A 19,463-nucleotide genomic window follows, 5' to 3' on the forward strand; every position below is an offset into this window, starting at 1 on the left:
TGCCCGAACCACGTCCACCGGAACGCCTTCTGCAAACACATGGCCGCCGTCGAAACTGCAACCAACGACGGGACGCTTGAGGCATTCCCATCCGAGGACAACGACGAAGCCGAACCGGAGGACTGCGGCTGTGAGGGTCTCAACGAGTTCCCGTGCTGGCTGTGTGTGCGAACAGGACGGAAGGAACTGCCGAACTAACCACCGCTTCTGCCCTTTTTATCCATGACACGCCAATTGACGTTCTTGGATATCACCGACCAGCGAACGCTCACCGAAAGCGCAAACGCTACGACCGACGATACACCTGAGACATCGACAGCCCCCCTCGACCGAGCACGACAGCATGCAACGAACGTCGCCGCCGAGCACTTCCCAGAACTGCCGATCGAAGCAATCGACTGGGAAGTTTCACACCGAGCCCAACGACAGGCAGGCGTCACGAAGTACGACCCGACAACAGAGGCGATTACGATTGTGCTGACCTGGACGGCCTACGACTCGCATGATTGGGAGCAGTTCAGTGCAACCGTCCGCCACGAACTCATTCACGCGTGGCAGTACCACGAGTTCGGTGACAGATCACGGGCGAACGTTCACCCAGTGGACGGACCGCCTCGACACCTCGCAGTACTGTAAATATTCTGATATGGTTCGATAACAGTGGACGACAGATACGAAAACCGGGCTAACCGAAGATAGGAACGAATTCAAATACCAGGTACGCAGAGACCGTTGAAATTCCGGGAACAATATTCTGCATGGCAATAACACGGGCAGTAGTCCACGGTTCATATAGCGAATTAATATCTGGGTGATGATTTTTATCCAGTTCGCTAGTTGAGGAATGGTGGTTCTCTTCTGATTTGGTTTGCTTAATTGTTGGCGTATCCGCTGAATCTACAGCAAGTGCGCCACCAGAGATCCCCAGTGGGCCTTCCTCGATCATTGTAGAGCGACGAGTATACTCCTTGACGCGAGTGGCACGGCCCCATCCAAGACCGACAATACTCATCGTAGAAACGATAACGATGCTAGCAGGGATCCCGAGTTCCGAAAGAACAGTGATAAGTGTGGAACTCACGAGTGCGACGATCAATGCTGCAAGTAGTGGCATATCAGTGAGTTCACTTCCCATCGTATCGAGAGTTCGTCGAGCGATGGTAAACGCCCCGACTGCAATAGCACTCCCCGCGATCAAAATACCATAGTTCATTTCAATGGCACCGCTGCCGACGAGTGGAGCAATTGCGTTCGCCATATTCGATGCCCCTGCCGAGAAGGCGGTATAACAGCCGACGATGATGACCAACAAGGTACCAATGAATTCGCGCATCGTTGTATTTGGACCGAGTGTCGGTCGGACAAGACCTCCCGAGCGATCGATCTGAACCAGTGTTCCTTTGGTTTGTGTAATTGCGAACCAATCGAGAAGGGTTGGATACCAGTATCGACCAATAACTGCACTCACCCAAAAGGCAATTACCGGAGAGACGAGCCACCATGAAACAATCCGCCCCATTACACCCACGTTTAGCGCATCAGTTGCGAGGCCGAGGCCAGCAATCGTGCCGACACCGGTCATCGAAGTCGAGGCAGGGACACCGACGATATTCGAGAGAAACAACGCCAATCCAATAAAAAAGAGAATCGCAATACTCGCTTCCAGAGTGAAAAATCGGCTCGGAACGATTTCGCCACCCATTGTATTGATGACATTCCGACCAACTGTCCATCCGCCAACAAGAGCACAGATACTCATGAGAGATGCGGCACCGACCTTTGAAATCGTGTTGCTCCCAACTGCAGGTCCGAACGCAACGCCCGTATTCGAACCTCCAACATTGAAGCCTACAAAAATCGCAACGGCAAGTCCAATGAGAAAGAGTATCTCTACCATAGATGAACCAGGTGGTATCGTTTGTTAAGTCCTTTGTCAATGTTTTGCAGGTATCGATATCGCTAGAACGAGGTCGATATGTCGGAGAAGCTAACACCTTTCCGCTGCCGACAGATAGCTTTCCCCAGTTGCTATGAAGTACAGTAGATGAGAGTTGCATCCTCCCGTCGTAAACAGCAGGGCTTCACGTTCTGGTGTACGAACGAGACGCACCCGTCTCGTTAACGCCGTAAACGGCGGGATTCTCTCCTCGAAGAAAGATAAAGTTGAACAGAAGGGCACGGATCGACTGAAAAGGAGGTTTCCTCAAGCGAGCGGTAATATTCGTGAGACGATCAATGTGGTGATGAGACCGATGACGCCGACCAAGGTGGTGACCACCGTCCACGTCTTGAGTGTCTCTTTTTGCGTGAGACCGCCGATTTCTTTGACGATCCAGAAGCCGCTGTCGTTATACCACGAAAAGATCGAGGCTCCGGCACCGATCGCCATTACGAGGTACGCAGGGTTGACGGAGAGTTGACTGGCGAACGGGGCCATGATTCCGGACGTAGTCACGATAGCGACGGTTGCCGATCCCTGAACGACGCGCACGCCGGCTGCGATGATCCATGCCGTGACGAGCAGCCCGAATCCGACGCCTTTGAGTCCGCCAGCGATGTAATCGCCGGCACCTGCTGCCTGCAACATAACTCCGAAAGCACCCCCGGCGGCGGTGATCGCGGCGATGTTGCCGCCGCTTTTGAGGGCGTCGGTCAACTCGTCGGAGAACTCCGACCGGCCTATGTCGCTGATACGGAAGTACGTGGCTGCCGCCGCCATCGCAGCCGCGGTCAGGGCGAAGTTTGGATCGCCCACGTATCCCGTCACAGCGGACGCAAACGTGTTATCGGAGAACAACGTATCGACGGTCGTGGCGGCGCCCACGAGTCCAACGGCGAGAATGATCGGCAGGAGTGACTCGAACAGACCGGGAAGCTGGTCTATCGGCGTCGTGGCCACTTCTTCGATTTCCGTGACCGTCGTCCCCATCGCGTCCCGGAGCGGGATGTCCAATCGTCGGTTGATCCAGTGACCGTAGGCCAATCCCGATACGAGTGCGGTCGGGAGTCCGACGACGACGCCGACAAGCATCGTGGTCCCGAGATTGGAGCCGATATTATCGACCGCGAGCAAGGGTCCCGGCGTCGGCGGGATGAATCCGTGTGTTACCACCCCACCGGCGGCGAGGACCACGATGTAAAGCGTGTAATTCCCGCCTGTCCGTGACCGAGCGGACCGGGCAAGGGGGGCGAGCAAGTAAAAGACGTTGTCGAAGAACACGGGGATCGCCATCACGAAACTGCTGCCGAACAAAGAAATTTCGGTTTTGCCATTGCTCAGCGTGCCGAATGCGCGAACGATGCGGTCTGCCGCACCGCTCTCGGTCATCGCTTTCCCGATGATCGCTGCCATCAGAATTGGGATTCCGATCCCGGCCATCCCGTCACCGAATCCGGCGGCCGTTTTACTCACGACATTGCCCAACGGGACTTGCGGAGAGACTGTTCCGACGACGAACGTCGCGATGACGAGTCCGACGAATGCTGGAAGGTCAAGTACGACTAGGAGAAAGACGACGGCGATAACTCCGGCGAGCAGTGAGACAAGCGGACCTTGTCCGCCGAGCACCAGAGGGACGTTTACGTGCATCATTTCTCCAGGTTCACAGGCCACCTTTATAAGATAACGGATATTGTTAAATAAATGGGTGCAATAATTAATATATGATCTGTCATTATTGGGATGACGGAAGCCTGCCGAGGTGATTCTGAACTAGAGTCTTCTGGGTGATTCCAGAGACCTACTGAAGAGAGCAGCGAGACCACCGCTTTTGCCCTTTTATCCAGTAACGAATTCGTAGAAGAGCGAGACATCTTATCTGTAGTGACAACGAACCTCTCCTGAGGCAAAAACAATGACCGAGCAGCGTCAGAGGGAAGCAGAAAACAAGGAGATCGTGCGTCGCCTCATGGAGGAGGTTTTCAACGAGAAAAACATAGAGATCGCTGACAAATATCTGGCTGAGGACTACACGGAATACGCAACCGGAAATGGGGAATCATTCCAAAGCCGCGAGGAGTTTAAAGCGGGGAATGCAGACTTCTTCACTGCATTTCCCGACCTCACCGTCACGGAAGACGGATGCATTGCTGAAGGGCATACCGTCGTATACCGGCATACCTTGACTGGTACGCACGAGGGGGAAATTATGGGAGTCGAACCGACGGGCAACGAGATTATTCTGAAGAATGCTGGTGTCTTTCGTATTGAAAACAGGAGAATCGTAGATCTCTATCTCTATGCGGACAATGTCAGTCTGATGCGCCAATTAGGCATTATTCCCGAGGTTTGAACAGCAACGAAATTGATTGTATTTCATCCTCGGGAAGCGGATTCACAAATGTTTCTTCATCTTGTTCAGGTGAATCAGTACCCTGTGTACTCGACGAAATTCTCAACCGTGGATATGTTTCAGCGGGCGTGCGAGATACCGGGCGCGTATTTTCCATGCTCTTTCGTGCCTTTCCTTCCTTTGTAGTGGAGTGATGCACGGCGGATCGACCGAGTGGGGATTCGGTCCCAGACTGTTCGATCTGAACCTGCAGAGCGTTTATGAGGGAGAACTTCGTTTCGACGGGCATGGACGAGGTAGACCTCAAGTCCCTGGTGTCGTCACTAACGCCCCAGGAGGAGAACCAGTCGATTAAGTCGTACCAGAACACGGTTTCAGTGCCGTGTCCGGCATGCGACGAACCATTCGAAGATCTCGTCGTCTGCAAGCAGAACCCGACGAGCCTCAACCTCTCGTTGCAACTCGACCTCTGCGTCGGCGTTGAAGACGATCGCGCATTGATCTTCACGCACAGACAGTAGTCGGAGGGGCGACTTCCCGTGTTGGCCATGCGTACGAACGGGACGAAAAGAACTGTCGAACTAACTATGCCCTAGCTTTTTGTCACTCTACTCTTCTCTAGATCTCCAAGATAGAGCGCGAACAGCAGACAGACAAGGAGATTAAACGAGGGAACCGCTAGAACCCATTATCTGCTTGGTTTTATGGAATGGTGCTGTGTGATCGATCAGGTGAGCGACCCCGAACGCATTGATCTGGTGAGAGATGCGAGAATCTCATTGTTGTGATTAGCGACGCTTCCAAGGTGGCCCGTATTCGGGAGCGTATGGAGAGTTGCGTTTGGCAGTTGGGAGGCGGCAATGGTTGCGTGATACGCTGAGAGTGCCCAGTCTCGCGTACCGTACCACACATCAATATCGAGGGCGATGTCTACGACATCGAACCCCCACGGTTCTCCACACACGCGATACTCCTCTGCGACGTCACCGAGGAAGCGCCTGGATATTCTTGGAGACCGACGATTTGTCCGGATCGGGAGTTGTTCGATGAGACTGATCTCGTCGATTGCGTCCGGCGTATCCAGCGGTGCGACTCCAGAGACTATCGTTACTGCGGTGAGTCGTTCTGGGATCGCGTAGGCACACGCGAGTGCGTATGGGCCACACTTGAGACACCGATCACGGCGAACTCATCCACGTTCAGCTCATCCGCCAGTTGCACGACATCGGTCGGCCAATCGAGGAGACCCCGCCCAAGTATCGGATGGACAACTTGCACACTATCGCCGCTCGAAAGTCGTCAAACACCCCGAGCAGTACAGCTGTGGCGACTGCGGTGGGTCGCTCCGCGTTGAGGAGGTTTCCGAATGACGCAGAAGTACGCTGTCCGAACTGTCTGCGGCTTATTGGGACGATGACGGTGGCGGGTCCGTCGCGGGTCCATGTGAGCCCGTGCAGTCATCGTCTCGCGGCACCGGATGCGGTGCTTGCAACGGGCGATTTGCACCCACCCCGCCCTGATATGTGGGTGACGGATATCCTCGCTGACGCTCACTGACTCCCGCGAACGCTTTCGATCCACCCTCATTCTCGCATTCGTTCGCTTTTCGGCGCTCCAGGTGCTAAACAAAGTAGCATATTATACTAACTTTAGCACATTCATTTCCAGTCTAGCTAGCGATGAACCCCACCAGACAGTTTGATTTAGATCGGCGATAACAAGCGTGGAAATTGATGGCAGTAATCGCTACCAAGCTAGAGGTGCCATCTGGTAGTCCGCTCGATACGATTGACAATGTCCCAACCGACGAGGACAAACAAGAAGACTGAACCTGATTTCCTGCCGGTTAAATTCACATGAGGTAGTGAAGCAAACGGATCCCAACCAATCCACTCTTCATCTATAAGTAGACCGAATGTACTCTCATTTAGTTTGATAAACAGGAGTGTCTCAAACCAAGGAGGGAAGTAGCGACGTCGTACGCTACTATCGATGACGGAATGCAGTGGTCTACCCTGACAGCGAAACCACGGGTAGACGGATCGAATTCGCTTTAGTTGGAGGGAGTCGTTTCGATGTCAGCCCAGACGAGCCGATGGTCCGAGGCCGTATTGACATCCTTGCCGAGGTTTCGCTTTGTTGCGTTTTTGCTCGGCCAGACAACCGACGAGGCGTGAAGCGCGAGATCAGGGGATGGAAGAACGTAATCGATCTGTTCAACAACGCCCTCAACATCACCACCGAATCGTGTTGCGGTGGGGAGACCGCGTTGCGCCCCGCCCGGACTTTTTGGGAGTTGACTAGTGTCGAAGTCGTCATTCCCGAGGAGGAACTTCTGTGCAGGGTGGAGTGGACGCTCGTCTCGACCCAGACCTGGGCCCGCATTCATGTCGCCCATCAGGACGTAAGAGGTGTTCTCATCAAGCCCACCGTGGACGCCACTGTCGTCGTAGATGTAGTCTTCACCGGCGACGTAATCCGCGAAGAACCGGACTTCGTCATGGTTCCACTTTCCGTTGAAATTGTTCTTGCCGTCGAAGCCAGGTGGCGTCGGGTGTGCAAACAGGCCGTGAACTGTCCCTCCTTCGGTCTCAAATGGGACATCAATATGGGTTTTTGAGGAGAGTCGATAGACGTTGAGCTCCTCCTCCGTTAGGTAGAGTGCGGTTTCGTCATCCCCAGTCTCTGTCACAACGCACTCTTCGCCCGCCATCGGAATGAGATTCCCAGGCATATCCGCCCATTTAAATCTCCGGAAGGAACGAATATTTGATTCGTCGATCGGATACTTGCTCGCGATCGCGAATGCATAGTGACCCGGATATTCCCCGAATCCGTACGCGTCACCTGGGCGTTCGCCGAAGGTTCCGTCCTTATTGAAGTCGTAGTCCCGTTCGGGAAGAACGCCAGTATTACTCTTTGGCTGAAGCGTATGTTCGTAATCGATGCCCTCGAGGTCATCCCGTTGCGAGATGCTGAGGTAGTTGTCGACAAAGGCGTCGATGTTCGCTCTGTCGGTGTATTTGCCCTGCTGTAAATTGTTCGTGAGTTCGTTGATAACGAGGATATCTGGTTGAACCTCTTGGACGACTCGGGCGGCCGCTTCGGCCTGCGGGTCGCCTTTCTCTTGGACTTGCTCTGTTTCCAGTTCGATCACGTTAAACGTCGCGTAGCGTGTCCCACGATCCTGCTTTCGGTGCTTGTCCCGTTGTTGTCCACCCACGGCACCGACGAAACCAGCTGTAGTCGCTATACCACCGATCGTCTTGAGTACTGCTCGTCTAGCCTGAGATCGAACCATCGATCGTATCTGTGATTTATAATTACATTAATTTTCCCATATAGATGTAATCGATAGTAGACTGATATTGGCTTATTCGAAACCGAGGATTCGCGGCTGTGGTACGATTCTGTAGTTTCGAGTAGGCAGAGAGAAAGCGGTTTGCGTGTTATCGGACTACACAGAACTATGGCGGCTCCATGGACGCAGTGGGACCACGTCACGAAGGTCGATCCGGACAAAACGCTACACGACGGGGATTCCTACGCTGACATTGCTAAAACAGGCACAGATGCACTCGTTATCGGTGGTACTACGAACGTTACAGAAGCACGTGTTCAACCGATTCTGAACGCACTTTCCTCTACCGAGATTCCCATATTCGTCGAGCCGACCTACCGCCCGTCGTCTCATACCGAGGCACTCTCTGGATATCTCGTTCCAATTGTTCTGAATGCCGGTGACCCACTGTGGATCACAGGAGCACACCACGAATGGGTCCGCTCTTCGGATCTTGAGTGGGACGACGTCCATCCTGAAGCCTATATCGTCCTCAATCCGGCGTCAGCAGTCGCGACGTACACGCAAGCGGGCTGTAACCTCGATGTCGATGACGTCGTCGCCTATGCTGAACTCGCCGAACAGATCCTCGGCCAAGATATCGTCTATCTCGAATATTCTGGCACGCTTGGTTATCCAGCTGTCGTGGCTGCCGTACATGATGCACTCTCATCAGCACAGCTCTTCTACGGTGGCGGCATTCACGACTACGATTCGGCCTACGAGATGGCGAGTGTCGCTGATACGGTTATTGTCGGTGATATACTCCATGACGCCGGTATCGAGGCAGTCAAGGCAACCGTTCGTGGCGCAAAGGATGTGAATAACGCGTCATAATTCTGTACTCTTCAATCGAAGAGGTGATCGTGTCGATCGGGAGGACTTTGCCGCCGAAATAGATGATTCATGGGTTGGTGAGTTCGTTGCGGAGATCAGTGTACTCGATGTTCCCTTTCTCTATGGATGTACATGGACAGCATCGTATGCGAAAAGTGACTGGACAACCGAGTCAGAATCCGGAATCGTAGTGAGCCGAAATCGAAATGGCAGTGGCCATGGTAATCCTCGATGAAGCGTGAGAACATCCCCATTGCATTCGACCGATCGTAGCTGATGGCGTGGAATAAATCGATTGTTGAGTGTGCCACTCCGCTTTACCAGGAGGCCACTCTCAACCAAGGTGTAGTGCTTGGCTTTTCCTATGACAATTGCATTGCCAAGAAGAACGCCCCCAATCGAGGGGAACAAACCTTGGATCGATTCTATCGAGATGTGGAGTATAACTCCGCTCACAAGGAAGATGAGGCCGCCCGTGATCGATAGTAGTCGAACGAAACGGAGATACGAGGTATCTGGTCGCCCGCACCACTCTATGAGAACTTCTTCATGACGGCGGAGGACCACAGCATAGTAGTTCATCGTCGTGATATAGAGGAAGAATCCAGCAATCGTGAGAAGTAGAGCTTCAGCGATCCAATTCTGTAGTACGGTGGAACCTGAGCCCATGCTAAATGCGGTAACACCGTCGCTGATCAGATACACAAAGAATGGTCCGATCGAGAGTATGAGATAGAGACGAGTCCGAACAAGCGATTCAGCGAGGCCGTCTCGAACAACTGCAAGAACAACGCCAAACGAGAAGCCGAGGCATGCTGTAATGAGTGAAATGCGGGAGAAGTAGTGAACGCTCGTGAGGAGTGTAACGACCACTGTTGCAAGAATGCTAGTATATATCCCACACGCAAAATCAAAGAGAGTGCGCTGTACCGGACGCTGGAACATTTTTCGATAGTTATTTGTATTTGATCAAAGTTCTTGTGTGGCAACGAGTTACATGGTCCACCAGTTAGAAGGAGGACATGGGATCAATTACAACGGCGAGGGGGAAAGAAAAGGGAAAGCCTTTGTTGAGTGCGTTTTGATATCGGGGTGCCTTGGTAGCTCAGGCTGGCAGAGCAACTCCTTTGTAAGGAGTCGGTCGAGAGTTCAAATCTCTCCCGAGGCTTTTCAACGAGTTCTGGTTGGCTATAGTCGGTGAGAAGGTTGTCCGCGTGATGGCGCCAGACGACGTGTTTCTATGGGATGCCGTGCGACGCATCTAGACCAACGGTCGGGAAGAGAAAGCGAGTACCGGAAACACAAAACTCGATTCGAGTATTCGATCGATGCTCTCCTCGGTATCCAATTCGGGACACTGAACCAATCTCAAGCGGTTTTGGAGGTAAGCAGGCATTACTCAAATAGATCGAGCATAAACAGAAAGTATGTCGAGTAACACAACGACCACCCAAACGACACGCTGGTTCGAAAACGAAGTACATCCGCAGACCCAACGAATCCACCACAATACGCGTTGATTGTGACTCGGTCGATCCAGACCAATCATTGTCAGTGAGTTTGATCGAAACGCTTGTTGAGACGCTGAAGCCGCCCGATGGCCAGACCTCACTCGGTCTGTACCAGCACGTGAATCCGGATGCGCTCGAAGAGTTACAGCGCGAGGTCGTCGATCCATTGCTTGGTGACGAGTACGACTAGATCGGTACTGACTCGCCTGCCTATCGATCGCGCTTGACTGACAACGCACTCGCCACGACATCCAATTTCGAGGGTGAGATCTTGCATCTCTGATTCGATATCACATATTTCGCCCGGTGACCACGTCTCGAGACGACGCTGTGTTGCCTCAACCATGTAGTCTCCATGGCCAGCAACTTGCTTGCGGTGAAACAGTGGTTGGGGGAATGTTCCGCCGTCGAATCGAAGTAAACGACGAATAGTCGAGTACAGATCTCACAATAGTCTCGACATGGGACCGTTTCTGAACACCATTCTTTTTGTTCCTATTGTCCTACTTTGAGAGGTTCACCTTCATCTGAAATAGCGAGGAATAGAACCGTTCAATTGTTGATTTCCTCGCCGAGTAGTACGGATATCGCACGCTATGCTTTCGAATAGGGTATCGATTATATCGGCGATATCGAGGGGGACCGAATCGAAAAAATGATCCCACATCGTTATAATACGGATCGACGCTTCCACTCGTAACGGGGTGGATAGTCGACGATCCTCAAGGAGAGTCTTGAATACTATGAACAATTCTACAATCCTCGAAGGCTACGATTGTCGTTTGAGAACAAATGTCTTCCAAGGAGATACTAACCAGATAGTGACGTACTAATCATATTAATCGATGAGTGATCACTTCGATTCAAGCTCATGTCTCTCTTTCGAGTTTGATCCCAGAACCGGGAGGACAGCCTAACTTGTATCCCACTATTTGCTTCGCACCTCCATAGAAAGTATCGATATCGACACCAATAGTGACGGCAGTAAAACCACAAATTGAACATCGCTACTGTTTATTTTCCCTAACGTGAGGAAAGCTACTCGCGGTCCGGTAAAATTCGCGTGATTGATAGCAATGCACGGATATTCGGTACGACCGGGACTCAAGAGGTCTCAACGTTCTTGGCAGCACTCACAGAGTCAACGTTTACGGACCGGCAGCGAGAGCTTTGACGGATGGTTAGGGCCGTGACGAACGCTGTTTGTCGCTATTTGGACATCCGCCTCGTCTGCTTCGTGCACTGGTCCGGCTACATTCGGATTGCGATCGAAACGCGGGAAGTTACTGCTGCTGACTTCCAAACGGATTCGATGGTCGGCGGCAAACTTATGCGCGGTCGGCCAGAGTTCGACAGGTACCTCATACGTTTGATTTGGTGTCATGAATTCCGGGTCCGTGGACGAGTTACGATAGCGCGCGCGACAGATACCCTCGGTGATGTTGGCACAGTACCCGTCGGGTTCCACGTCAACCAGTTTGCCCGTGAAATCAGTGTCCGGTGCACTGGAGGTTACGAACAGCGTTAGCGCGGGTCGACCCACGACCGAAACCGGAGAAGCGAGCGGTGGTGTGGTGTAGACGAGTACGTCGTCCCGGCCTTCGACCTCGGACTGGTCGCTGACGCCTGGTTTTCCGAACGGGTGCATATGTGTGTTCCCGCCGACTGATGGAACCGGATCCAACGGATCGTAGCGATAGCTATCGACAACCGACCCGTCCGTTGGTTGCGGTTCGACGAGACGACCGTCATCAGCGTTCGTGGCGGCCTCGCCGCCGCTGTCGAGGTAGTAAGTCGAACGTCGGATTGCGGGCGGCCAGCCGTCGAACGTCTGCCACGTCGCGTCACCCATCCGGAAGTAGCGAATTCGCGGGAGGTCTGCGACGGCGGTCGACCGGTCGGTCAGGTGATGTGCGAACCACGGGAGCACGAGCTCGTCGAGAACGGGTGCCAGCGCGGACGAATAACCTTGATCCTTCTCGCCGGCGTACGTCGGCGTTGCCGACCGCGCGGTCCTATGGTCCCACGGCCCAACGACGAGGTGATAATCGTCGTCACACATTGACGGAGCGGCCGCCGCCACCGCGTCGGCGATGTCGAAGGCACCTTTGGCAAACGCATCGTACCAACCGGCGACTTCGAGTACTGGCACGCTGGCCGACTCGATGTTCTCAGTTACGTCGACGCGGTCCCAGTACGCGTCGTAAGCGGGATGTTCGAGCCATCGCTCGTATGCGGGCACCAGGTCCGAGATTGGTGCGATGGCGTCCGTGAGCGGCAACTCAGCCAGTCGTTCGGCGACCGTTTCGTATGTTTCGACGTATCGATCATGCAGTTCGACCGATGCCTCGCTTACCGTCTCGCGAGCGGCGAGCGCCCCACCCGCGAGCGCATGGACTGCCCACGTCAGGGAAAACCCGAGTTCGAATGCGCCGCCGGTGTACGCCCATCCTTCGTGGAGGTTTCCCGCGGTGAAGAGCGGGAGCGCCGCTTCGAGGTGCGGTGGGTCAGCGATCACCGCCTGCCACGTCGTGATGCCGAGGTAAGAGGGTCCACCGATGCCGACGCACCCGGTACACCACGGCCGGTCGGCGATCCACTCGACCGTGTCGTAGCCGTCGGCGGCTTCGTCGACGTAGGGTGTCCAGTCGCCATCGGAGGCGTACCGGCCGCGACAATCCTGATAGACCACCGCGAAACCGCGCTCGACCGCCTCGAAGGGGTTGCACAGGTCAGCGAGAACGGAGAGGTCGTCTTTGCCGTAGGGTGTGCGGACGAGGATCGCCGGTTGGCGTCCCTTCGCCGCACGGTAGACGTCCGCACGGAGTACTGTTCCGTCTCGCATCTTCGCAGGTACATCCCTGTCGACGATAACATCGGCCATGCCTCTGTATCGATCACCGATATGATAGTTGTTTGGGTCGCCCCGGTAATATCGATCGCTCTCGGCGCGTCTGTGAACTGTTTTTAACAATGTGTATCCGTCGATATTTATCGGGTGTCGTTTCGGTACCAACAGGGAGTCTTGTAGGTGGAAAGCGGATCACGGGATCAACCCCATTCGATGTCGTGAATCGCCGTCACAAACCTCATTCGTCACGATAGCTTGGAGACAAGCCGTTGCATCATACGGAACGGTGGGTGCTATCGGAACGGAGGTCGAACGATCATCATGGCGCTAGAACTGACCCTTCCTCCGGACAGAGTGGGAAGCGGGCCAGAAGTGGTTGCGACGGAATTCGGGATGCCGAACAGTCCCCGTTCGTGAACGGAGTGACAACGTACCGCTCGTCGTAATGGTCGATTCTGCAAATGCATTACGAATATAGTACTGTAATGGCTTGCCAGAATCCGTGACGGTCAGCTCCCGATCTTATTGCGTCATGTGGAATGGTTGGTCCGGGAAGGGAGCAAACAATGTATGATTCCGTCATTAGGGACGCCACTATTTCGAAATCGAGCGGGGGCCGACCGTGAGATCAATAGATCGCCGCCGCCGAGAGATCTCCGTCGATCGGTATACAACTGACTGTGGATTGGAGTCATCACGTGATCACGCGCGACAACGGTACCGAGATAGTCCAAAAAACGATGTTTTCGTCCAATACGGTTACGACAACTCGAAGAGGTCCAGTGTGGCCGCGTCCGCGGAATCGGGCACCTGTGCGAACGCGATGCCCTCGTTGAGTCGCGACCCGGATTCGTAGTAGAACCACGGCTGGCCGCCGTCGTCCCTCACGAAGAACGGGGAGGCGCACCGTCCGTCATCCGGTGCGCCGCTGGTTGCTTGGTTGAGTATCCCGAGATGGTTCTCTCGATCGATGTTCTGGCCGACTTCGGCAACCCAAGTGTTGCCGTCGGAGGCGTTGAACGCCAAGCAATACATTCCGTCGTACCGGAAGAAAAAGGGCGACGCCACGTTGCCGTCGTGTTCGGGTTGTGGCGTGATGACCTCGTTCGGGTCGACGGTCCAGTTCTTGCCGTCGTCCGAGGTCGCCAGCCGAATATGGCGTGTCCCGCTTTGGTTCGCCATGAAGAACATCGTGTAACTGTTGTTCCTGTTCGGAATCGAGTAGTTGTACACGCGAGCGTATGAGGTCTCCGAGGATCCCGAGTACATCGAGTTCTCGACGGCAACGCCGCCATAGTCAAAGGTCACACCATCGCCGCCACTACAGTACCACCATCGCGTCTTGTCGTTACTGCCGTGGGCGTAGAGTAGCACTTTGCCATATTCGTCAGCGTAGAGCGCATGCGGCGACGAAATGTGAGACGCGTCGCTGAAATCCGATGGGTCGATGATCGGGTTTCCGGCGTACTCAGTCCAGGAGCCGCCGAGGGAATCCGCATAAAACAACGCGATACCGACGGTTTCGCCGTCCTTCGTCTCCGGTGTCCCGTGTGGCGCACAATAGAGGTGGTACTTACCGAGCGGGTTGGCGATCTTCGATGTCTCGATGATCGATGGGAAGATCCACTCGTCGCCCGGCGAGTAGCTTGGTGCGCTCGGCGCGAACGCGAGCTGGCGGTTCGTCATGACGATGTCCGTGACGTCGTCGTTATCACCCAGATCACCCGAGCCTGGATTGTCGTACAGTTCACCCACTTCGCTCGACGAGAGACCGAGCGAGTACGTTCGGACTTCGTCGATACGGCCGTCCCAGTAGTTGTGATCGCCGGTATCGCTCCCGACCTGAATGTCGCTCTCGGCTTCGAAGTCGCCGCTAGCGGCCGTGCTATCGACTTCGGCTCCGTTCACGTACAGTTTGAGTTCGCTGCCGTCGTACGCCGCGACGAGGTGGGTCCAAGCGCCGGTCGTCGGCGACCCACCGGTGACCTTCCGAATGGTTCCGCCGATGCGAGCGGCGAATCCCCAGTAGTCGTTCCCGATATCGTACCACATAGTGATCGATCCGTTCGACCAATCCCCGAGAATTCCCCTGTCCTGACCGAAACTATCGGCGTTCACCCAGATGGAATACGACCCTCTAGGTTGTCCCGACAGGACGTGAGGAACGGTGATGGTGTCGCTGACGCCGTCGAAGGAAAAGCAGGCGTTCGAGATGCCAGCGGCCCCCGGCGATGCCCCGTTTACCGTTCCATCGTTTCCGTTACCGGAGGTGTCGGTCGCAGAACTGCCGTCAAGTTCGTAGAACGATTCGAGCTTCGATTCGTATCCGAGCGTTGTCCCGGTGAACACCGTTCCGGCTCCGGCCGCACCGAGCGTCCCGAGTGTTTTGAGAGCAGTACGTCTGCTGAGTCGAGGTTTACCTGCCATGGGTCTGGTTGACTTCGGAGTCTTCGCGCCCAAAGCCAATGTGCACATTGTTACCACACTATAAATAACTTGTTCCAAAGGGAACGAAATTCGTGATGATAGGGGATATATTCTACAGCCATATCGTCGACTCCTGCTGGGCCATATTCGGATGTGTCGCTACACGTCGCGTTTCGACCGATCGGTCAGTAGTGTCGGCGGAGTCGATCACGGGGAGTCAGACAAATTCGTCCCGGCAGGCCGACGGTGACGCCATTTTGCAGTCTCCTCTCGGATTGAGGTATTCTATCTTCCTCGCATAGCCGAAATGCAAATTTACAACTCGCACTTTGATTCCGTAATACGGAATATGTACTGCGAGTCCGAGAGGGCGTATATAAAGGGACGACGGGAAGAAACTGCGGTACCCCGAACACGAGTGCACTCACACCGATCTTCTCCGAAGGTTTCGCCGCTAATAGCTGACCGTTGACAATCGTCGGCTAGTAATATTCCGCACTGTCGAATCCTCCATCCGTACTACTGGGCGGTAATTAACACGAGGTAGCAACGCCTTACAGCGGGAGCCGACTGTTATTGAATAGGAGACGGCTACGAATTCGACAACAACCGATAGATGAACCTGCACGCCTCACCACGGAGGAGGGGGTCATCCTGACCGAATTCGAACTCTGCTCGAACTCGTTGGATGTCTACGGATGTGCCTGTGTAGTCGATCACCGACTCCAACTGGGTCACGAATTCCTCGCTGGTCACCGGGGGCGAGTCGGAAAGTTCGGACAGGTCCCTCGCCCGCCGAGTCGGGTCGTCAAGTTTGTCGACCAGTAGCGCCGCGGTAGTCCTTACCCACTCCTCTGCGACATTTTCCGTCAGCGGTTCGGTGGGTTCGGCATTGAACGACTCGAAGTATCCACGCGTCCCGAGGTACTGAAGGGCGGGCACCCACGCTTCTTCGTCGGTCACGTCGTGGTCGTTGAAGAATGACAACATAACCTCGTTTCCGGCCAGCGTTTGCTGGAGCCGATTCACGGAGACGTCGGCTGGAGTCGCTCCGGACTCCAATGCGATTGCCGCCGCGTAGCCTACTGATTCACCGATATGGAGCCATGTCGGTTCGAGTCTCAGAGAGCCGTAGCCCACGTGGGAGGCGGATACGGGAACCGCGGCGAGCAAGTTATCGACCTCTTTCGGGAGAACGGTTCGATACGGCACATGGGCGGGTCGCGTCACCTGCGAGGCGAAGAAGTGACCCTCGGGGTGACTACCGGCTTGCCGATCGGGTTTGCACGCGTGCGAGTCCAGCGGATACTCGGCGACTGCAATACTATCACGATGAATAGTCGGTCGGTCGAGGCCAGTAGCGTACCGAGCGTCGTCCTCGGTAAATGTGTACCTGCCATCGAGTCGTCGTGCTTCTCGAATGTACAGTTGGAACGGGAAGTAATCGTTGTCGACGAACTCATCCGCCGCGAGTCCCCACTCATTAGCTTCCGTCTGAATCCCGTTTGGAACTGCGTCGTCGTGCTGGAGGAAGTAGAGGAGTCCAAGTACGTGCGATCGATGGCGGGCGGCAATCTCGTCTCGGGTTTCCCAGTCCCCTTCTGGATATTCGTAGTTCTCCCCGGGTAGGTCGGCGGTGTTCATATCCGCTTTGTCGTTTGGAAGATGCCGAAGCCTGAGAAACGCCCTGAGTCCCACCCGTTTGACTTCCTCCAGGGAGTCTTGAAAATCGTCGGGATCGTACTCGTCGGGTTGACTCGGCATGACCCGTTTCGACGGGTTGTTTGTGAGACAGAGACGATAGCTGTAGGCTTGTATCCGATCATCTCCAATGCCCGTACTCTTCGGATACAATTCCGAAATTCCCGCAGGATGGGGGATGAGGTCGAGTTCGCCTTGTTGTTGCTCTGTAGGTGTGTCGAGGGGACCACGTCTCTCGTCGGGAGCCGTGGAGTCGACGCCTTCGCCGACGGCTTCCTGCGGATAGTATCGGTCGCCACGGGTACGAGTGTACAGTTCACCGGCGAACTGTTCGTTGTACTCCGAGCGACTTTCCCTCCCGAGGCGGTACGACACGCCAGCGGTTGCGAGCAGGTCGCCTTCGTAGGTTGCCTCGATAAACACGGGTGCCTTGACGGTCAGCCTCTCGCCATCTTCGAACGACGAAACGGTGAGCGATTCGATAGTCCTGCCGTTTCGCTCGACGTGAATCGGGTAGTAACCCCTACGAACTTCGAGATTCGACTCCGCGTCGACAAGCGCGTCGAAGATATTCTCGGCGACGTGCGGTTCAAAGATGTACCCGTCTTCGCAGGCATCGTAATCGGAGGATTCGGATCCGAATTCTGAGCGGTAATGCTCTCTCACTTCAGCGCGGAATTCCGCAAATAGCGGTGCTCGCGGTTTTTTCATCATCGTGTCGGTGTAGCTCAACCCACCGGACATCATCCCGCCGAGATGCTGATTGTACGTGAACAGCAAAGTGTCATGGCCCTCGCGTGCAGCCCTGATTGCAGATGCGATCCCGCCAGGTGTGCCGCCGAGAACGACGGCCGAGTATGTACGAGTCATATATTCGTTGCTATGTGCTGGGTAGTGTGCTAAACACTTTTTGACCAGCGTTACAGATCCTACGAACAACCATGATTTAAATTTTTTCACGTTCCTCTCGTGACATGGTTTCTCGAGAAAGCGGAAACGGTACCTGCGATTAACATCATTGTTGAGTAAATTATATATACCCCCATCGATAACTTGTGGCCGAGTTTCGAACCATGATAGAGATTGGCGCATTAGGGATAATAGCTGCATTCATCATCTTCGGTGCAATGATGATGTTTGAAGTCGTACCAACTTTCATCGCACTCGGGGGAATGGCGATTGCAATAAGTATAGCCGGCGGATTAACGCCGGAGATGATACTAACGGATGTCGTTCAGGATGGCTCAACGAGGCTCGCGTCTGCGATGATCGCAGCAGTGTTCGGAGGCACACTGGGTGTCCTGGCCGAAAAACAGGGAATTCTCGAGGATATCGTCAAATCCGCGGCAGAGCTCGGGGGTGACAGTCCGCTCGTCATGGCTGTCGCGCTGTACACGGCGGTCGTTATCGCTTCAACCAGTATGACTGGCCTCGGCGCGTTCATTTTAATGGCCACGATCATCTTCCCGATCCTCATCAGCGTCGGATTCCCGAAGCAGATCGCCGGCGCGATTACGCTTCTCGGGTTTGGGAACGGTGTGATGCTTAACCCGAGCAATTGGGTCTTCTACCAGGAAGTCACCGGCATCTCGCTGGACAGCGTCATCGTCTGGGCACTTCCCGTTGCGGGTATCGCCTTCGTGGTGGGTATCCTGTACGTGTTCATGCAGGTCCGTAAACCGGCTCTCAACAGTACACTTGCACAGGTCGATCAGGACGATTTTTCCTCGTCAACGCCGAAGTACGCGCTCCTCGCACCGTTAATTCCGGTCGCACTCGTCATCGCGGACGTGATGAACGTCTATGCGGCATTCATCGTCGGCATCCTGTACGCTGCTATCTTTAGCCAGCCCGGACTGGAGGGAATAAAGAACTTCGGCGATACGCTGCGACTCATCACCCAAAGCTTTCACGACGGAATCAAGCAGGTCGCTCCCGCCATTGCATTGATGGTGGTTATCGGATGGCTACTCAAAGCCGTCTTTGCGGAACCCATCTCTTCAACGATGCAGCCACTACTCATGCAGATCGTCCCCGAGAACATGATCTTATACGCGATAATGTTCTCGCTACTCGCACCGTTGGCGTTGTACCGTGGGCCGATGAACATCTGGGGCTTGGGAAGCGGAATCATCGGCGTGCTGGCCGCGATCGGTATTAATCCCCAACTCATCACTACGACCGCGATTAGCGCGCTTCGAGTACAAGCACCCGGTGATCCGACGAACACACACAACGCTTGGTCTGCCGAAGAACTGGAAGTAAACGTCAACGACATCACAAAGGATATCCTCCCATACATCTGGGTGATCGCTGCCGCCGGTGTCGTAATGTCTGTCTACCTCTTCGGTATGTGACTTCGTCCGGTAATCCAGAGCCGTTTCGTTAGTCATCCCCGTTCGTCCCTCTCCTACTCCGACGTGATCGTCGCGTCTGCACTGCTGAAAAACGCTTGTACAGTCTTCGGCATCTTGAACGATAATTATTTATATTCGCTTTCCAAG

The 19,463-nt window shown here is 54.5% G+C and carries 12 protein-coding genes, 1 tRNA gene and 1 pseudogene; 8 read left to right on the plus strand and 6 right to left on the minus strand.

Annotated elements, in window-relative coordinates:
- Together LJF34_RS20210 and LJF34_RS20215 are read left to right on the plus strand one after the other, a co-directional pair.
- Nucleotides 1-198, plus strand: a pseudogene (locus LJF34_RS20210) (SWIM zinc finger family protein); the annotation flags it as partial.
- Between the two features lie 24 nt (nucleotides 199-222).
- A complete protein-coding gene (locus LJF34_RS20215) occupies nucleotides 223-636 on the plus strand; it encodes a SprT-like domain-containing protein (protein WP_231187268.1) in 414 nt (137 codons plus the stop codon).
- Between the two features lie 49 nt (nucleotides 637-685).
- On the opposite strand, the gene LJF34_RS20220 is transcribed toward LJF34_RS20215, so the two are convergent.
- Together LJF34_RS20220 and LJF34_RS20225 are read right to left on the minus strand one after the other, a co-directional pair.
- Complete coding sequence (locus tag LJF34_RS20220) at nucleotides 686-1,897, minus strand: inorganic phosphate transporter (protein ID WP_231187270.1); 1,212 nt, start codon at nucleotides 1,895-1,897, stop codon at nucleotides 686-688.
- Nucleotides 1,898-2,203: 306 nt separating this feature from the next.
- On the minus strand, nucleotides 2,204-3,589 hold the full coding sequence (locus LJF34_RS20225) for a GntP family permease (protein ID WP_231187272.1): 1,386 nt from the start codon (nucleotides 3,587-3,589) through the stop codon (nucleotides 2,204-2,206).
- A gap of 265 nt (nucleotides 3,590-3,854) precedes the next feature.
- Here LJF34_RS20225 and LJF34_RS20230 point away from each other — a divergent pair, with 265 nt between their 5' ends.
- Both LJF34_RS20230 and LJF34_RS20235 read left to right on the plus strand, forming a co-directional pair.
- Entirely contained in the window at nucleotides 3,855-4,292 is a 438-nt protein-coding gene (locus LJF34_RS20230) for an ester cyclase (RefSeq protein WP_231187273.1), read from the plus strand.
- Between the two features lie 287 nt (nucleotides 4,293-4,579).
- The gene (locus LJF34_RS20235) at nucleotides 4,580-4,813 is read left to right on the plus strand and encodes a hypothetical protein (RefSeq protein WP_231187275.1); all 234 of its coding nucleotides are present in this window, start codon (nucleotides 4,580-4,582) and stop codon (nucleotides 4,811-4,813) included.
- 1,532 nt (nucleotides 4,814-6,345) lie between these two features.
- Here the strand turns inward: LJF34_RS20235 and LJF34_RS20240 are convergent.
- Nucleotides 6,346-7,449 (minus strand): endonuclease/exonuclease/phosphatase family protein, encoded by a 1,104-nt coding sequence (locus LJF34_RS20240; RefSeq protein ID WP_231187277.1) that lies wholly within the window; start codon nucleotides 7,447-7,449, stop codon nucleotides 6,346-6,348.
- A 312-nt stretch (nucleotides 7,450-7,761) separates the two neighbouring features.
- On the opposite strand from LJF34_RS20240, the gene LJF34_RS20245 reads away from it, so the two are divergent.
- The 3 genes from LJF34_RS20245 to LJF34_RS20255 all read left to right on the plus strand — a co-directional run bounded on the left by LJF34_RS20245 (nucleotide 7,762) and on the right by LJF34_RS20255 (nucleotide 10,170).
- A complete protein-coding gene (locus LJF34_RS20245) occupies nucleotides 7,762-8,469 on the plus strand; it encodes a phosphoglycerol geranylgeranyltransferase (protein ID WP_231187279.1) in 708 nt (235 codons plus the stop codon).
- Between the two features lie 1,094 nt (nucleotides 8,470-9,563).
- Nucleotides 9,564-9,637 (plus strand) — tRNA-Thr (locus LJF34_RS20250).
- Between the two features lie 386 nt (nucleotides 9,638-10,023).
- On the plus strand, nucleotides 10,024-10,170 hold the full coding sequence (locus LJF34_RS20255; protein WP_231187281.1) for a hypothetical protein: 147 nt from the start codon (nucleotides 10,024-10,026) through the stop codon (nucleotides 10,168-10,170).
- A gap of 951 nt (nucleotides 10,171-11,121) precedes the next feature.
- Here the strand turns inward: LJF34_RS20255 and LJF34_RS20260 are convergent.
- From LJF34_RS20260 to LJF34_RS20270, 3 genes are all read right to left on the minus strand, one after another.
- Nucleotides 11,122-12,864 carry a CocE/NonD family hydrolase gene (locus tag LJF34_RS20260; RefSeq protein WP_231187283.1) on the minus strand — a complete coding sequence of 581 codons (1,743 nt, stop codon included), beginning with the start codon at nucleotides 12,862-12,864 and terminating at the stop codon, nucleotides 11,122-11,124.
- Between the two features lie 726 nt (nucleotides 12,865-13,590).
- Nucleotides 13,591-15,258 carry a LamG-like jellyroll fold domain-containing protein gene (locus tag LJF34_RS20265; RefSeq protein WP_231187285.1) on the minus strand — a complete coding sequence of 556 codons (1,668 nt, stop codon included), beginning with the start codon at nucleotides 15,256-15,258 and terminating at the stop codon, nucleotides 13,591-13,593.
- 591 nt (nucleotides 15,259-15,849) lie between these two features.
- On the minus strand, nucleotides 15,850-17,829 hold the full coding sequence (locus LJF34_RS20270; RefSeq protein ID WP_231187287.1) for an FAD-dependent oxidoreductase: 1,980 nt from the start codon (nucleotides 17,827-17,829) through the stop codon (nucleotides 15,850-15,852).
- A 203-nt stretch (nucleotides 17,830-18,032) separates the two neighbouring features.
- Here LJF34_RS20270 and LJF34_RS20275 point away from each other — a divergent pair, with 203 nt between their 5' ends.
- Nucleotides 18,033-19,316 carry a citrate transporter gene (locus tag LJF34_RS20275; RefSeq protein WP_231187289.1) on the plus strand — a complete coding sequence of 428 codons (1,284 nt, stop codon included), beginning with the start codon at nucleotides 18,033-18,035 and terminating at the stop codon, nucleotides 19,314-19,316.
- Nucleotides 19,317-19,463 lie beyond the last annotated feature (147 nt).

Origin of the sequence: Haladaptatus sp. DYF46, from assembly GCF_021083305.1 — an archaeon.
Classification (GTDB): Archaea; Halobacteriota; Halobacteria; order Halobacteriales; family Haladaptataceae; genus Haladaptatus.

What these genes read in the sequence shown, in the direction of transcription:
- LJF34_RS20215 (WP_231187268.1), top strand. Translation starts at nt 223, where the DNA reads ATGACACGCCAATTGACGTTCTTGGATATCACCGACCAGCGAACGCTC.
- LJF34_RS20220 (WP_231187270.1), bottom strand. Translation starts at nt 1,897, where the DNA reads ATGGTAGAGATACTCTTTCTCATTGGACTTGCCGTTGCGATTTTTGTA.
- LJF34_RS20225 (WP_231187272.1), bottom strand. Translation starts at nt 3,589, where the DNA reads ATGCACGTAAACGTCCCTCTGGTGCTCGGCGGACAAGGTCCGCTTGTC.
- LJF34_RS20230 (WP_231187273.1), top strand. Translation starts at nt 3,855, where the DNA reads ATGACCGAGCAGCGTCAGAGGGAAGCAGAAAACAAGGAGATCGTGCGT.
- LJF34_RS20235 (WP_231187275.1), top strand. Translation starts at nt 4,580, where the DNA reads ATGGACGAGGTAGACCTCAAGTCCCTGGTGTCGTCACTAACGCCCCAG.
- LJF34_RS20245 (WP_231187279.1), top strand. Translation starts at nt 7,762, where the DNA reads ATGGCGGCTCCATGGACGCAGTGGGACCACGTCACGAAGGTCGATCCG.
- LJF34_RS20260 (WP_231187283.1), bottom strand. Translation starts at nt 12,864, where the DNA reads ATGGCCGATGTTATCGTCGACAGGGATGTACCTGCGAAGATGCGAGAC.
- LJF34_RS20265 (WP_231187285.1), bottom strand. Translation starts at nt 15,258, where the DNA reads ATGGCAGGTAAACCTCGACTCAGCAGACGTACTGCTCTCAAAACACTC.
- LJF34_RS20270 (WP_231187287.1), bottom strand. Translation starts at nt 17,829, where the DNA reads ATGACTCGTACATACTCGGCCGTCGTTCTCGGCGGCACACCTGGCGGG.
- LJF34_RS20275 (WP_231187289.1), top strand. Translation starts at nt 18,033, where the DNA reads ATGATAGAGATTGGCGCATTAGGGATAATAGCTGCATTCATCATCTTC.